This window comes from Streptomyces sp. NPDC045701, from assembly GCF_056432045.1.
The window spans coordinates 329,921-344,089 of the sequence record NZ_JBWKJV010000003.1 but is presented as its reverse complement, the minus strand read 5'-3'; the positions used below and the strand labels follow the sequence as shown (position 1 = coordinate 344,089).

The 14,169-nt window shown below is 69.2% G+C and carries 16 protein-coding genes; 6 read left to right on the top strand and 10 right to left on the bottom strand.

Annotated features, from left to right (window positions below; translation table 11 throughout):
* Positions 1-224: 224 nt before the first annotated feature.
* The 3 genes from AC07DW_RS05685 to AC07DW_RS05675 all read right to left on the bottom strand — a co-directional run bounded on the left by AC07DW_RS05685 (position 225) and on the right by AC07DW_RS05675 (position 2,302).
* Positions 225-470 carry a hypothetical protein gene (locus AC07DW_RS05685; RefSeq protein ID WP_478856328.1) on the bottom strand — a complete coding sequence of 82 codons (246 nt, stop codon included), beginning with the start codon at positions 468-470 and terminating at the stop codon, positions 225-227.
* A gap of 136 nt (positions 471-606) precedes the next feature.
* Positions 607-1,032, bottom strand: coding sequence for a GlcG/HbpS family heme-binding protein (locus AC07DW_RS05680; RefSeq protein WP_478856327.1), 426 nt, complete (start codon positions 1,030-1,032; stop codon positions 607-609).
* A 55-nt stretch (positions 1,033-1,087) separates the two neighbouring features.
* Positions 1,088-2,302 (bottom strand): MFS transporter, encoded by a 1,215-nt coding sequence (locus AC07DW_RS05675; protein ID WP_478856326.1) that lies wholly within the window; start codon positions 2,300-2,302, stop codon positions 1,088-1,090.
* 140 nt (positions 2,303-2,442) lie between these two features.
* On the opposite strand from AC07DW_RS05675, the gene AC07DW_RS05670 reads away from it, so the two are divergent.
* Both AC07DW_RS05670 and AC07DW_RS05665 read left to right on the top strand, forming a co-directional pair.
* Positions 2,443-2,904 (top strand): MarR family winged helix-turn-helix transcriptional regulator, encoded by a 462-nt coding sequence (locus tag AC07DW_RS05670; RefSeq protein ID WP_478856325.1) that lies wholly within the window; start codon positions 2,443-2,445, stop codon positions 2,902-2,904.
* Positions 2,905-2,942: 38 nt separating this feature from the next.
* Positions 2,943-3,395 carry an N-acetyltransferase family protein gene (locus AC07DW_RS05665; protein ID WP_478856324.1) on the top strand — a complete coding sequence of 151 codons (453 nt, stop codon included), beginning with the start codon at positions 2,943-2,945 and terminating at the stop codon, positions 3,393-3,395.
* A gap of 95 nt (positions 3,396-3,490) precedes the next feature.
* On the opposite strand, the gene AC07DW_RS05660 is transcribed toward AC07DW_RS05665, so the two are convergent.
* Together AC07DW_RS05660 and AC07DW_RS05655 are read right to left on the bottom strand one after the other, a co-directional pair.
* Positions 3,491-4,867 carry a serine hydrolase domain-containing protein gene (locus tag AC07DW_RS05660; RefSeq protein WP_478856323.1) on the bottom strand — a complete coding sequence of 459 codons (1,377 nt, stop codon included), beginning with the start codon at positions 4,865-4,867 and terminating at the stop codon, positions 3,491-3,493.
* Positions 4,868-5,034: 167 nt separating this feature from the next.
* Positions 5,035-6,132 carry a DNA polymerase III subunit beta family protein gene (locus tag AC07DW_RS05655; RefSeq protein WP_478856322.1) on the bottom strand — a complete coding sequence of 366 codons (1,098 nt, stop codon included), beginning with the start codon at positions 6,130-6,132 and terminating at the stop codon, positions 5,035-5,037.
* 314 nt (positions 6,133-6,446) lie between these two features.
* On the opposite strand from AC07DW_RS05655, the gene AC07DW_RS05650 reads away from it, so the two are divergent.
* Positions 6,447-7,013: a dihydrofolate reductase family protein gene (locus AC07DW_RS05650; RefSeq protein WP_478856321.1), complete on the top strand. Its 567-nt coding sequence runs from the start codon at positions 6,447-6,449 to the stop codon at positions 7,011-7,013.
* A 185-nt stretch (positions 7,014-7,198) separates the two neighbouring features.
* On the opposite strand, the gene dnaB is transcribed toward AC07DW_RS05650, so the two are convergent.
* On the bottom strand, positions 7,199-8,689 hold the full coding sequence (dnaB, locus tag AC07DW_RS05645) for a replicative DNA helicase (RefSeq protein WP_478856320.1): 1,491 nt from the start codon (positions 8,687-8,689) through the stop codon (positions 7,199-7,201).
* A gap of 424 nt (positions 8,690-9,113) precedes the next feature.
* Here dnaB and AC07DW_RS05640 point away from each other — a divergent pair, with 424 nt between their 5' ends.
* On the top strand, positions 9,114-10,451 hold the full coding sequence (locus AC07DW_RS05640; protein WP_478856319.1) for an MATE family efflux transporter: 1,338 nt from the start codon (positions 9,114-9,116) through the stop codon (positions 10,449-10,451).
* Positions 10,452-10,600: 149 nt separating this feature from the next.
* Here AC07DW_RS05640 and rplI read toward each other — a convergent pair whose 3' ends face one another.
* The 4 genes from rplI to rpsF all read right to left on the bottom strand — a co-directional run bounded on the left by rplI (position 10,601) and on the right by rpsF (position 12,319).
* Complete coding sequence (gene rplI, locus AC07DW_RS05635; RefSeq protein ID WP_064069759.1) at positions 10,601-11,047, bottom strand: 50S ribosomal protein L9; 447 nt, start codon at positions 11,045-11,047, stop codon at positions 10,601-10,603.
* A gap of 17 nt (positions 11,048-11,064) precedes the next feature.
* Positions 11,065-11,301: a 30S ribosomal protein S18 gene (gene rpsR, locus AC07DW_RS05630; protein WP_005315025.1), complete on the bottom strand. Its 237-nt coding sequence runs from the start codon at positions 11,299-11,301 to the stop codon at positions 11,065-11,067.
* Positions 11,302-11,364: 63 nt separating this feature from the next.
* Entirely contained in the window at positions 11,365-11,952 is a 588-nt protein-coding gene (locus AC07DW_RS05625) for a single-stranded DNA-binding protein (RefSeq protein WP_478856318.1), read from the bottom strand.
* A 76-nt stretch (positions 11,953-12,028) separates the two neighbouring features.
* Positions 12,029-12,319, bottom strand: coding sequence for a 30S ribosomal protein S6 (gene rpsF / locus AC07DW_RS05620; protein ID WP_004950685.1), 291 nt, complete (start codon positions 12,317-12,319; stop codon positions 12,029-12,031).
* A 271-nt stretch (positions 12,320-12,590) separates the two neighbouring features.
* On the opposite strand from rpsF, the gene AC07DW_RS05615 reads away from it, so the two are divergent.
* Complete coding sequence (locus AC07DW_RS05615) at positions 12,591-12,905, top strand: hypothetical protein (protein ID WP_478856317.1); 315 nt, start codon at positions 12,591-12,593, stop codon at positions 12,903-12,905.
* A gap of 109 nt (positions 12,906-13,014) precedes the next feature.
* Entirely contained in the window at positions 13,015-14,133 is a 1,119-nt protein-coding gene (locus AC07DW_RS05610; RefSeq protein WP_478856316.1) for a lipid II:glycine glycyltransferase FemX, read from the top strand.
* The last annotated feature ends 36 nt before the right edge of the window (positions 14,134-14,169 follow it).

Genomic DNA, 14,169 nt, shown 5'->3' with positions numbered 1-14,169 from the left:
TCGCCGCTTTCGGCTCGTATTCGCTGCCCGCCGCCGCCCACAGTAACCCTCGGTCGGTCCGAGAATCGGAAGGGGTGCCGCTGGCTGTGGCATCGACCGCGACAGCTGTGGCCGCGGCAGGGCGGGAGCGGCCGGCCCGTCAGAGGGGAAAGCGGAAAGCCCTGATGTGGTCCCCCGTTTTCGTTGGGCCGCGTTACCGCCCCGTCCTCGAACGAACGGCGGGGTCATACCAGTTCGTCGGCTTCGCGGAGATCGCCTCCCGTGTAAGCGTGTGTGGCAAGCCCGGACAGATGAGGGTCCGCGTTGAACGCCACCGCCACCGGGACCGTCGCGAAGATCTCCGCGTCGGACATGGAATCACCGTATGCAACACGCTCGTCCAGTTCCACCCCCAACCCCGCACAGAGTCGGTTCGCGATCTTCACTTTGGCCGACGTGTCGGGAATGCCCTCGCCCGGATATCCGCCCACACCTCGCGGGTGCCTCCAGCGCCCGGTGTGCGGCCAATCCCATGTTTCACGTGAAACAACGCCCGTCCCCCCGGCCGGGAGCGGGTCCGGGCCAGGGGGACGGGCGTGAGTGATCACCGGGGAGCGCACCCGGACTTTACGCCAGGGCCTCCACGGCGGCAGTGGCGAAGCCGTGGTCCTGCTCCGGGGCGCCGCCTCCTACGCCGATCGCGCCGATGAGGCGGCCGCCGCGGTGGACGGGGACGCCACCGGCGATGAAGAGGAGGGGGCGGTCAAGAGCGGTGGGGAGCGTGTGGAACGGGCCGCCCGGCTGTACGGCATCGACCAGATCCGCGGTCGGAGCGTTCAGCTGAAGGGCGGTGAACGCCTTGCGCGTACTCGTCTCGCCGGCGATCAGTACAGCGCGGTCGTCGCGGCGGAAGGCCAGCAGGTGGCCGCCCGCGTCCAGGACGGTGATGGCGACGGTGGCGCCGGCCGCCTCGGCGGCGCTGCGGGCCGTGTCCACCAGCGCCTCGGCGTCCTGGGTGGTCAGTGGGGCGACGGCGGTGGCGGTGGTGCTCATGCGGGTGCTCCTTGCGGCGTGGGCGGTACTGAGGTGAAGGTCGTGGGGTGATGCGTCAGGCCCGGGACACCGGGACGGCGGCCGTCTCGGGCGCTGCACCGGCGACGACGCGGCTCCGGCGGCCTGCGTCCCGGCGCTCCAGCGCGCTGGAGAGGACCGCGAGAACCAGCGCGGAGGCGGCCAGGGCGGCCCCGACCCAGTTGGGCGCCGTGAAGCCCAGTCCGGCGGCGATGACGAGGCCGCCGAGCCAGGAGGCGAGCGAGTTGCCCAGGTTGAAGGCGCCGATGTTCACGGCGGAGGCCAGGGTAGGGGCGCCGGAGGCCTGGTCCAGAACGCGCTTCTGCAGGGGCGGCACGGTCGCGAAGCCCAAGGCGCCGATCAGGGTGAGGGTGACGGCTGCGGCGACCTTGTCGTGGGCGGTGAAGGTGAACAGGGCCAGGACAAGGGCAAGCGCGGTCAGCGACACGTACAGCAGGGGCATCAGCGCGCGGTCGGCGAACTTGCCGCCGATCAGATTGCCGCCGACCATGCCGAGGCCGAAGAGGACCAGCAGCCAGTTGACGGAGCCGGCGGAGTATCCGGCGACGTCGGTCATCATCGGGGTGATGTAGGTGATCGCGGCGAAGACACCGCCGAAGCCGAGAATCGTCATCGCCATGGCGAGCAGGACCTGCACATTGCGGAAGGCCGCGATCTCGTGGCGCAGTCGTACGCCCTCGGGCTTCGGCTGCTCCGGAACGAGCTTGGCGACGCCCAGCAGGCCCAGCACTCCGAGCGCGGCGACCAGGAAGAACGTGGTGCGCCAGCCGGCGCTCTGGCCGATGAAGGTACCGAGCGGCACGCCGACGACGTTGGCGACGGTCAGGCCGGTGAACATCATCGCGATCGCTCCGGCCTTCTTCTCGGGGGCGACCAGGTCGGCGGCGACGACCGAGCCGATTCCGAAGAAGGCGCCGTGGGCGAACGAGGCGACCACGCGGCCGGCGAGCATGACCTCGAAGGCCGGGGCGGCTGCGGAGAGCACATTGCCCGCGATGAACAGGACCATCAGCAGCATCAGCATCCGCTTGCGGGACATCCGCGTGCCGAGCGCGGTCATCAGCGGGGCGCCGAGGACCACACCGAGGCCATAGCCGGTGACCAGCAGGCCGGCGGTGGGGATCGACACCTGGAAGTCGGCGGCCACCTCGGGCAGCAGGCCCATGATCACGAATTCGGTCGTCCCGATACCGAAGGCCCCGATGGCGAGGGCCAAGAGCGCGAGGGGCATGGAATGCACCTTCCAGAAGTTTGCGTCTGCGCCTTACAAGCGTCGACAATAATTGCAAACGCGGGTTAATTGCAAGCGCGGGCTATTGCAGACGTCGTCTACCCTGGTGACAAGCCGCACCGGGACCGAGGAGAGATCCCATGACCGCCACAGATCCGGCACTCACCGCCCTCTCGCAGGGGTGGTGCGCGCTCTCTCTGCTCCACGGCAGGATCGAGGCCCACATCGAGCGCGCGCTGGAAGCCGGGCACGGACTGAGCGTGCGCGAATTCTCCCTGCTGGACGTCCTCAGCCGACAGCACAGCGGGCCCGGCGGCCACCTCCAGATGAAGCAGGTCGCCGACGCGGTCGTCCTGAGCCAGAGCGCCACCACCCGCCTGGTCACCCGCCTGGAGGACCGCGGGCTGCTCACGCGCTACCTGTGTGACACCGATCGACGCGGCATCTACACCGACGTCACCGAAGCCGGCCTGGCCCTGCTCACCGAAGCCCGGCCCACCAATGACGCCGCTCTCCGGGAAGCCCTGGACGAGGCCGCGAAGAACCCGGAGCTCGCCCCGCTGGTCAGGGCCGTCGAGGAACTGCGCGTACCGGTGGGCTGACCGGTCCGGGCGGACGACCCACAGGTAGCCTGCGCTGCATGAGCGATCTTGAGATCAGGCCCGCCGCCCTCACCGACATCCCCGCGATCGTGGCCATGCTCGCCGACGACCCCCTGGGGGCGCGGCGCGAGTCGCCCGACGACCTGGCTCCGTACACGGTCGCCTTCGAGCGGCTGGCGGTCGACCCTCACCAGCACCTGGTTGTCGCCGTACGGGCGGAGCGGGTCGTCGGGACGTTGCAGCTGACGATCGTCCCCGGGTTGTCACGGCGTGGCGCGACCCGGTCGATCATCGAAGGTGTCCGCATCCACGCCGACGAGCGGGGCGGCGGCCTCGGCACGCAGCTCATCGAGTGGGCCGTCGCCGAATCGAGGCGGCAGCAATGCCAGTTGGTGCAACTGACCTCCGACGCCACGCGTACCGATGCCCACCGCTTCTACGAGCGGCTCGGCTTTGAAGCCTCCCACGTGGGCTTCAAGATGGCCCTGTGACGCCTGGCGCGCCGGGCGGGGGTACACCCCACCCACGCCTGGCGCGCCGGGCTGGAGGACACCCCACCCGGCGTTTCACGTGAAACATCGCGAGGTCAGAGCCCGCGCCACCCCGCCGGATCGACACCGCCCGGTACCGCGTCCCCGGACTCGTACGGCTCGCGCGTGAAAACGAAGGACCCGAGATCGAGGTGGCTCACCGAGCCGTCCTGGTGCCGCGCCACCCGCAGCGTCTCTCCCGTGTAGTAACCGTCCAGCCCGGTCCAGGTGCCGTCCGCCTCCGCCCGGAAGCGCGAGGCGCGCCCCTGCCCCCGCAACGGACCCAGCTCCACACCTCCACCCGCGAGAACCCGCAGGCCATAGGCGTACGTGCCCCAGTACCAGGGGCCGGTCAGCTCCAGCAGCGCCGGATCGATCCCGGGCAACGGGCGCCAGGGCTCAGGGATGCGCGGCTCGGCGTCGGCCACGATCCGTACGAGGTCGGCGGCGATCGCGCCGGGCATCGGCCCGGAAGTGGCGTTGGCCAGCACGACCGCGGCGACACCGTCCTGCACGCTCACCCACAGCCCGGCGAGGAACCCCGGCAGGGAGCCGGAGTGCCCCATAAGAGTCCGTCCACCCCGCCGTACCAACTGCAGCCCGAGCCCATAACCGCTCTCCCAGTCGCCGGCCTCCGGCGGTACGGCAGGGGTTCGCATTTCCCGCAGCGTCTCGGCATTCAGCACCCGCTCGTCGCCCTCCGCGAGGAAGACGGCGAACCGGCACAGGTCCGAGGCGGTCGACCACAGCTGGCCCGCCGACGCCATCAACCCCAAGTCCTCGGCCGGTTCGGGCAGCATCACATCGGCCCACGGGTGCACTGCCCAGCCTCCGGCATGCGGGGCGACGGGTTGGGGAGTCGTGCGCGTCAGCCCCAGAGGTTCGAGGATCTCGGCCTTCAGGGCCTCCTCCCAACTCACCCCGCGTACCGCCTCGACCAGCGAACCCAGCAGCGTGTAACCGGTGTTGGAGTAGTGGTGACGGCGCCCCGCCGGATGCAGCACCGGCCGCTCACCGAGCACGTCGGCGAGCTCCGGGCGCAGCGACCCCGCTGTCCGCTCCCACCACGGCGCCGGGGACTCCGCGGCCAGCCCGGCGCTGTGCCCGAGCAGTTGGGCGACCGTCACCTCGCCGACACCCGTCCCGGGCAGGTGCTTCTCCAGCGGATCATTCAGGTCCAGCAGGCCCTCGTCCCGCAGCCGCATCACCAGAACGGCGGTAAACGGCTTGGTGATGGACCCGATCCGGTACTGCGTATCGGCGTCCGGGACGTGCCCGTCGACGCAACTGCGCCCGCCTTCCCACACCAGCCTGCCGTCTCTGGCGACCGCGCCGACGAGCGAGGGCGTCCGCCCTTCCGCCTGCGCGGTGGCCACCCGGTGCAGCAGCGCACGCGCGGTGCTGGGGAGAAGGTCTTCGAAAGATGAGGTCATGCCCCAGGTCTATCCGCCGGGCACCGGCATCGTCGACCGCATTCGCGTACGAGGCCGAGCGTCCCGCGGCCGGCCCGGGCGCAGAACGGTGCGAGCGGTTCCATCACTCCTGGTTCGCAGCGCAGCGCCCTCTCCGGGGGGACTGGTGCCGTGCGACGTAGTGGGCCTCACGCCCGGCCGACCGGCATGACCAAGGTCGTGAAGCTGCCCTGGTCGGCGGAGCGCACCACGACCGGCTGCGTCGGAGAGGAGCTCTCCAGCAGGACGTCCGGCCCCACCGCCGCCTCCAGCGCCCCCAGGAGCACATCCGGGTCGAAGGCGATGTCCAGCGGCGGTCCCGTGCTGATGGCGCGCAGGGCGGTGCTCTCCGCCCCGGGGCCGGAGAGCACCAGCCGCCCTTCCTCCGTACGCAGGGCGATGGCCGACTGTCCGCAATGGCCGGCCACCGCCTCGCGGAGGTCCGTCCGTGCGGTGATGAGCCGGTGCACGGACGGGGGCAGAGCGTCCAGGACCATCCGGTACTCCGGGAAAGTCCCGTCGACGACCGGCACGGTGCGTATCCGGCCGCGGCCATGCGCACGGGTGCCCTGTTCGTCGCTCTCGATCGTGATCTCCGCCTCGCGCAGCGCCCAGGTCGCGAGGTCCCTCATCTCGGCGACCTCCACGAGCACCTGTCGTGGCGTGCCCTCGACGGCACCGGCACGCAGTACCCGGACGGCCAGGCGGAAGCGGTCCGTCGCCACCAGGCGTACCTCATGGCCGTCGAGTTCGAGCAGTACGCAGCCGAGCTCGGGAAACGCCTCCCGGGTCCCACCTGCCACAGCCGAGGCCGCCACCTGCCGTACCGCGCCGGCGAATTCGGCTCCGCCGACCCGGGCCCGGCTCCGCGCCGTCTTCGGCCCGCCCGCCGTATCCGTGGTCATGCCGGGCAGCTCCCGCAGGATGCTGTCGACAGCCGCCTGGGCCGCCGCCGCCATGTGGCGGCTCCTGCGCGCATGGCTCTCCAGCACCGCGCGAGCCTCTTCGGGGTTGCCGTCGAGCACCGCCACGACGTCCACCAGCGGTAGACCCGCCTCCCGCAAGCGCCGCACGAGGCCGGCCCGCCCCTCCTGACCCGGCGCGTAGAGGCGGTAGCCGGTCGCCCCGTCGACATGCGCGGGGCGCAGCACACCGCAGTCGTCGTAGAACCGCAAGGCACTCGGCGCCAGCCCCACCCGGCGGGCGAAGGCGCCGATGGTCAACCGTGCTTCGGTCGTCTCGTCCATGGGCGCGATTCTCGGCCTTCGACCAACGTGAAGGTCAAAGCCCCGCTGTGAGGTCTCGCCGCTCGCGACATGTCGATCCGGCATGACCTGGGCGTCCTTGGCTCTCACGGCCTTGGCACCCATGAGCGGTCTCCAATCCGTGGCATTTCACTCACGAGGGCGAGGTCGAGATCAGGCGGCTCTCCCGTGTCGGCCGAGTACACCGCGCTGAGCCCGGAGCACGAGGACTACCGGCGAGCCCAGATCGCGCACCGATGAGTTTCCCGCGCCACGCTGGTCCGTACATCGGACACCCGCGTACGGAAGGCTGGGCCATGCGGAAACTGATCTACGGCATGAACCTGACCCTGGACGGCTACATCGCCTCGGCCGGCGACGACATCGGCTGGAGCGGACCGCCGAGCCCGGAGCTGTTCCAGTGGTGGCTCGACCACGAGCGGGCGAGTGGCCTGTCGCTGTATGGGCGCAAGCTCTGGGAGGCGATGAGCTCCTACTGGCCGACCGGCGACCAGCAGCCCGACGCCACCCCGGCGGAGATCGAGTTCGCGCGGAACTGGCGGGACACGCCGAAGGTGGTGTTCTCCTCGACGATCGACAAGGTCGACTGGAACACCCGTCTGGTCACCGGCGACGCGATCACCGAGATCACCCGGCTCAAGGCCCAGGACGGCGGCCCAATGAGCATCGGCGGCGCAACGCTCGCCGGTGCGGCCATGCGCGCCGGGCTGATCGACGAGTACGTGGTCGCCGTCCATCCGGTCCTGGTGGGCGGCGGCACGCCGTTCTTCACAGCGCTGGACAGCTGGGTGGACCTGAACCTGGTGGAGACGCGGACGTTTCCCGGCGGCGTGGTCCTGACCAGGTACGAGACGAGGCGCTGAGCAGCTTCCCGCTGTCTCACGGCTTGGAGGGGTGCTTCCTCACACCGCAGTGCACCACGACAGCGACACACTCGAATGAGATGCGGCAGCGACCTGCGAACCGCAGCTCGGTGTCGGATCCGACTTTCATCCGACACCGACGGTGGGATTCCGACACGACATCCGATCCCCCGCACCCGCAGGGGTCAGGTCTGCGCCATGTCGACGAAGCGCGAGTAGTGGCCCTGGAAGGCCACGGTGATGGTCGCCGTCGGGCCGTTACGGTGCTTCGCCACGATCAGGTCCGCCTCGCCCGCACGGGGCGACTCCTTCTCGTACGCGTCCTCGCGGTGCAGCAGGATGACCATGTCGGCGTCCTGCTCGATGGAGCCGGATTCACGGAGGTCCGAGACCATCGGCTTCTTGTCCGTCCGCTGCTCGGGGCCACGGTTCAGCTGCGACAGGGCGATCACCGGCAGCTCCAGCTCCTTGGCCAGCAGTTTCAGGTTTCGCGACATGTCCGAGACCTCCTGCTGCCGGCTCTCGGCCCGCTTGGACCCGCCGGACTGCATCAGCTGGAGGTAGTCGATGACGACCAGCTTGAGGTTGTTGCGCTGCTTGAGCCGGCGGCACTTGGCCCGGATCTCCATCATCGACAGGTTCGGTGAGTCGTCGATGTAGAGCGGGGCCTGCGACACGTCCGGCATACGGCGGGCCAGCCGCGTCCAGTCCTCGTCCGTCATCGTGCCCGACCGCATGTGGTGCAGCGCCACGCGCGCCTCCGCCGACAGAAGACGCATCGCGATCTCGTTGCGCCCCATCTCCAGGGAGAAAATGACGCTCGGCAGGTTGTTCTTGATCGATGCCGCGCGCGCGAAGTCCAGGGCCAGCGTCGACTTACCCATGGCGGGGCGGGCGGCGATGACGATCATCTGGCCGGGGTGCAGGCCGTTGGTCAGGGAGTCGAAGTCCGTGAAGCCCGTCGGTACCCCGGTCATCTCGCCGCTGCGCGAGCCGATCGCCTCGATCTCGTCGAGAGCGCCCTCCATGATGTCACCGAGCGGCAGGTAGTCCTCGCTCGTGCGCTGCTCGGTGACCGCGTAGATCTCCGCCTGGGCCGAGTTGACGATCTCGTCGACGTCTCCGTCGGCCGCGTATCCCATCTGCGTGATCTTGGTGCCGGCCTGGACGAGCCGCCGGAGGACCGCCCGCTCGTGGACGATCTCGGCGTAGTACGAGGCGTTCGCCGCGGTCGGCACCGACTGGACGAGGGTGTGCAGGTAGGAGGCGCCGCCCACCCGGTTGATCTCTCCGCGCTTGGTCAGCTCGGCGCCCACCGTGATGGGGTCGGCCGGCTCGCCCTTGGCGTAGAGGTCGAGGATCGCGGTGTAGATCGTCTCGTGGGCCGGCTTGTAGAAGTCGTGGCCCTTGATGATCTCCACGACGTCAGCGATCGCGTCCTTGGAAAGCAGCATGCCGCCGAGCACGGACTGCTCGGCGTCGAGATCCTGCGGGGGCACCCGCTCGAAGCCGCCCGCACCGCTGTCCCAGGGGCCGCTGTCGCTGCCCCGCTCGTGCTGATCGTCGCGGCCGGTGCCGCGGCCGCGGTTGTCACCGCCGCGCTGGCGGGTGACGGGCAGACGGTCACTGGGACCGGTGTCGGCCCAGGGGTCGTCCAAGGGCTCGGAAATGCTCACCGGCCCACCTCCTCCCGTCCGCTCCGCGGACCCTCGCCGTGCCACTCTTTCTACGGCACGACACTGACAAAGCGAGTCGCTCAACTCCGCTTCTGGCGCGTCGAGCGCCGGACCACGGTAGGCCCGCGGGCACCGTCAGCCAATCTGGTTATCCACAGGGCCTGTGGGTGAAGACCCAGATGCTGTGGAGAACCCCGCAGAACCTGTGCACGGACCGGGGGACAGCCGTGTGGACAAACTCATAGCCGCAGCACGACAACCATGCTGACCTGCTGCTTTTCCGTCCACCGGCTGTGGGGGAGAAAAACTTTTCCCTCCGGACCAAGATCAGAACAAACAGCGCACACCCCGAGCGTCAACTTGGTGATCCGTAAGGACCCAAGGCCCCTTGCATCTCTTACCTGTGGAAGATTAGATTGCCTGCATGACCCAGGCACCCGCGCGACCCAAACGCGACCGGCGCCGGCACGACCGCGAGATCTTCGCGCTCGCCGTCCCGGCCTTCGGAGCGCTCGTCGCCGAGCCGCTGTTCGTCATGGTCGACAGCGCCATCGTCGGCCACCTCGGCACTCCCCAACTCGCCGGGCTCGGTATCGCCGCCGCCCTCCTGGCCACCGGTGTGAGCGTCTTCGTCTTCCTCGCCTACGCCACTACCGCGGCCGTATCCCGCCGCGTGGGCGCCGGCGACCTGCCGTCGGCCATCCGCCAGGGCATGGACGGCATCTGGCTGGCACTGCTCCTCGGTCTGGCCGTCATCGCCGTCACCCTCCCCACAGCACCCTGGCTGGTCGAGCTCTTCGGCGCCTCCGACACCGCCGCCCCCTACGCCACCACCTATCTCCGCATTTCCAGCCTCGGCATACCGGCCATGCTGATCGTCCTCGCCGCCACCGGTGTACTCCGCGGCCTCCAGGACACCAAGACCCCCCTGTACGTCGCCGTCGCGGGGTTCGCGGCCAACGCGGTACTGAACGTGGCCCTGGTGTACGGCGCCGGCCTCGGCATCGCCGGCTCCGCCTGGGGCACCGTCATCGCCCAGGTCGGCATGGCGGCGGCCTACCTGGTCGTGGTCGTACGGGGAGCCCGGCTCCATGGCGCCTCACTGCGCCCCGATGCCGCCGGCATACGGGCCAGCGCTCAGGCAGGCGTCCCGCTGCTGGTTCGCACGCTGTCACTCCGCGCGGTCCTGATGATCGCCACCGGCGTAGCCGCCCGGCTCGGCGACACCGAGGTCGCCGCCCATCAGATCATCCTGTCACTGTGGAGCCTGATGGCCTTCGCCCTGGACGCCATCGCCATCGCGGGGCAGGCCATCATCGGCCGCTACCTGGGCGCCGGAGATGCCGAGGGGGCGCGGCGGGTCTGCCGCCGCATGGTCGAGTGGGGCATCGCCTCCGGTCTGGTCCTGGGCGCGCTGATCGTCCTCGCCCGCCCCCTCTTCATCCCGCTGTTCACCGGCGACCAGACCGTACGGGACACGCTCCTGCCCGCGCTGCTGGTGGTGGCGCTCACGCAGCCGATCGCCGGCGTCGTTTTCATCCTGGACGGCGTGCTGATGGGCGCGGGAGACGGCCCCTACCTGGCGGTGGCCATGGTGGTGACGCTCATCGTCTTCGCTCCGGTCGCCCTGCTGGTGCCGGTCTTCGGCGGCGGGCTGACCGCGCTCTGGTGGGCGATGGGCCTGATGATGGCGGTCCGGATGGTGACGCTGTGGCTGCGCATGCGGTCCGGCCGGTGGGTGGTCACGGGCGCCTCCCGCTGATGCCGGTCCTGTTTCACGTGAAACAGAACCGAGTCGAAGGCAGGCCGGGCGCGGACCGGACACAGCAGAAGGGCCGCACCCGGAGGTGCGGCCCTTCAGTGTGCTGAACGGTCGCCGGGCGACCGCTGGCGAAGCGCTGAGCCCAATGCTCAGGCGGCGACGATCTCGACGCCCAGCTTCGCGACGACCTCGGCGTGCAGACGCACGGAGACCTGGTGCGAGCCAAGGGTCTTGATCGACGAGCCGAGCTCAACACGGCGCTTGTCGACCTCGGGGCCACCCGCCGACTTGATCGCCGCAGCGATGTCGGCCGGGGTCACGGAGCCGAAGAGACGGCCGGCGTCGCCGGAGCGAACGGCCAGGCGCACCTTCGTGCCCTCGAGCTGAGCCTTGATCTCGTTGGCCTGCTCGATGGTCGCGATCTCGTGGATCTTGCGGGCGCGGCGGATCTGCGCCACGTCCTTCTCGCCACCCTTGGTCCAGCGGATCGCGAAACCGCGCGGGACCAGGTAGTTGCGAGCGTAACCGTCCTTGACGTCGACGACGTCACCGGCGGTGCCGAGGCCGGAGACCTCGTGCTTGAGGATGATCTTCATATTTCGGTCACCCTCTCTTATCGCGCGGTGGACGTGTAGGGCAGCAGCGCCATCTCACGGCTGTTCTTCACGGCCGTGGCGACGTCACGCTGGTGCTGCGTGCAGTTGCCGGTAACGCGGCGGGCACGGATCTTGCCGCGGTCGGAAATGAACTTCCGCAGCATGTTCGTGTCCTTGTAGTCCACGTACGCGGTCTTGTCCTTGCAGAATGCGCAGACCTTCTTCTTCGGCTTGCGCACAGGCGGCTTCGCCATGGTGTATCTCCTGTGTGATCAAGAAGTGGGGTACGAGCCTGAACCCTGAAGCCCTGGAGGGGTCTAGAAGGGGGGCTCGTCCGAGTAGCCGCCGCCGGAGCCACCGGAGCTTCCGCCCCAGCTGCCTCCGCCGCCCTGCTGCTGGCCACCGGCCGGCGCACTGGTCGCCCACGGGTCGTCGGCGGGAGCGCCGCCACCCTGCTGGCCACCACCCGGGGCACCGCCCCAGTTGCCGCCGCCCTGCTGGCCGCCGCCGTAGCCGCCCTGGCCGCCCTGACCGCCCCGGCCCGTGGTCTTGGTGACCTTGGCCGTGGCGTTCTTGAGGCTGGGGCCGACTTCCTCGACGTCCAGCTCGTAGACCGTGCGCTTGACGCCCTCGCGGTCCTCGTACGACCGCTGCTTCAGCCGGCCCTGCACGACGACGCGCATGCCTCGCTGAAGAGACTCGGCGACGTTCTCCGCCGCCTGGCGCCAGACCGAGCAGGTCAGGAACAGGCTCTCGCCGTCCTTCCACTCATTGGTCTGACGGTCGAAGGTGCGGGGAGTGGACGCGACGCGGAACTTCGCGACCGCCGCACCGGACGGGGTGAAGCGCAGCTCGGGGTCGTCGACAAGATTGCCGACGACCGTGATGACGGTCTCGCCTGCCATGGGGAACCTCTCGGCGGGATTGCTTCTGGCTGCTTGCTGCTGCTACTCGAACCCGAATACCTCTGAGCGAGAGGGCTCAGTGGGTTTCGGGACGGAGGACCTTGGTCCGGAGGACCGACTCGTTCAGGTTCATCTGGCGGTCGAGCTCCTTGACGACCGCAGGCTCGGCCTGCAGGTCGATGACCGAGTAGATGCCCTCGGGCTTCTTCTTGATCTCGTAAGCGAGACGACGACGGCCCCAGGTGTCGACCTTCTCGACCTTTCCGTTGCCCTCACGGACGACGGAGAGGAAGTTCTCGATCAGCGGGGAGACAGCGCGCTCCTCGAGATCGGGGTCGAGGATGACCATCACCTCGTAGTGACGCATGTGGAACCCACCTCCTTTGGACTCAGCGGCCACGGTCGTTCCGTGGCAGGAGGGTCGTGATGCGTGAGCAACGGTATCGGCCACCACTGACAATCACCCTCAGGAATGAGGGATCCGGATCAGGGCATGGGCAGACACCGGTGCAGACCGTACAGACTACCCGTACACCGGCTTCCGGTTGAAATCCGGTGGCCAGGGGACGCAATCTGTACACATCGGGTGCGTGCGGCGCTACGATGCGCCGCCTTCCGGCACAGCCAGGAGGTATCTCATGGCACAGGCATTCCACCGTCACCCCACCTCGTCCCTCCTCGCCACGGACGGCAAGCCCCATCCGCTCCAGGACACGCTGATGGCGGTGACCCTGGTGCTGGGAGCCGTCGCCTTCATCACGGCCCAGTTCCACAGCCTCCACCTGATCAGCTCGTGGGCGGGCCTGATCGGCATCGTCACCGGCGCCTACGGCCAGTACGTCTCCGAGACGACACGCGAGCGCACCCTGCTGATCATCGGCATGGGGGCCTCGGCGATCGGTCTGGGGCTCGGAATGGCCCACGGCGGCCTCTTCGGCGGCGTGCTCGGTTAGGCCCTCCTGGCGTACGGCCAGTCGGGGCGCTCCCCCGGTGCCAGTAGGCTTCGCGCGAGAGCCGGAGCCCCTGTACCCATGGGGACACACCTGCCGAGGAGCGCCCCGCATGAGCCTGACCCTGAGGACCATCAGCCGAGAGCAGCATCTGGCGTACATCCAGACCCTGCCTGCGGCGAGCCACTGCCAGGTCCCCGCATGGGCTGATGTGAAGACCGAGTGGCGTTCGGAGAACCTTGGCTGGTTCGACAAGGACGGCCAGCTGGTCGGTGCCGGCCTGGTGCTCTACCGCCAGCTCCCGAAGATCAAGCGCTACCTCGCGTACCTGCCGGAGGGCCCGGTGATCAACTGGTACGCGCCCAACCTGGACGACTGGCTGCAGCCGATGCTGGCGCACCTGAAGAACCAGGGTGCCTTCTCGGTGAAGATGGGCCCGCCGGTGGTGATCCGCCGCTGGGACGCGGCCGCGATCAAGTCCGGCATCCAGGACCCGGACGTGAAGCGCCTGCGCGACGTCGAGGCCTCGCACATCGAGCCGCGCGCCTTCGAGGTGTCCGACCGCCTGCGCAAGATGGGCTGGCAGCAGGGCGAGGACGGCGGCGCCGGCTTCGGCGACGTACAGCCGCGCTACGTCTTCCAGGTGCCGCTGGCGAACCGTTCGCTCGACGACGTCCTCAAGGGCTTCAACCAGTTGTGGCGTCGCAACATCAAGAAGGCCGAGAAGGCCGGCGTCGAGGTCGTCCAGGGCGGTTACGAGGACCTCGCCGAGTGGCAGCGGCTGTACGAGATCACCGCCGTGCGCGACCGGTTCCGGCCCCGCCCGCTGTCGTACTTCCAGCGCATGTGGACCGTCCTCAACAACGAGGACCCCAACCGCATGCGGCTCTACTTCGCGCGCCACAACGGCGTGAACCTGTCGGCGGCCACCATGCTCGTGGTCGGTGGGCACGTCTGGTACTCCTACGGTGCCTCCGACAACATCGGCCGCGAGGTCCGGCCGTCGAACGCCATGCAGTGGCGGATGCTGCGCGACGCCTACGCGATGGGCGCCACCGTCTACGACCTGCGCGGCATCAGCGACTCGCTGGACGAGACGGACCACCTCTTCGGCCTCATCCAGTTCAAGGTGGGCACCGGCGGCGAGGCCGTCGAGTACATCGGCGAGTGGGACTTCCCGCTGAACAAGCTGCTGCACAAGGCGCTCGACATGTACATGTCCCGCCGCTGACGTTCCGTAGTCTCGTACACACCTCTGACACACCGC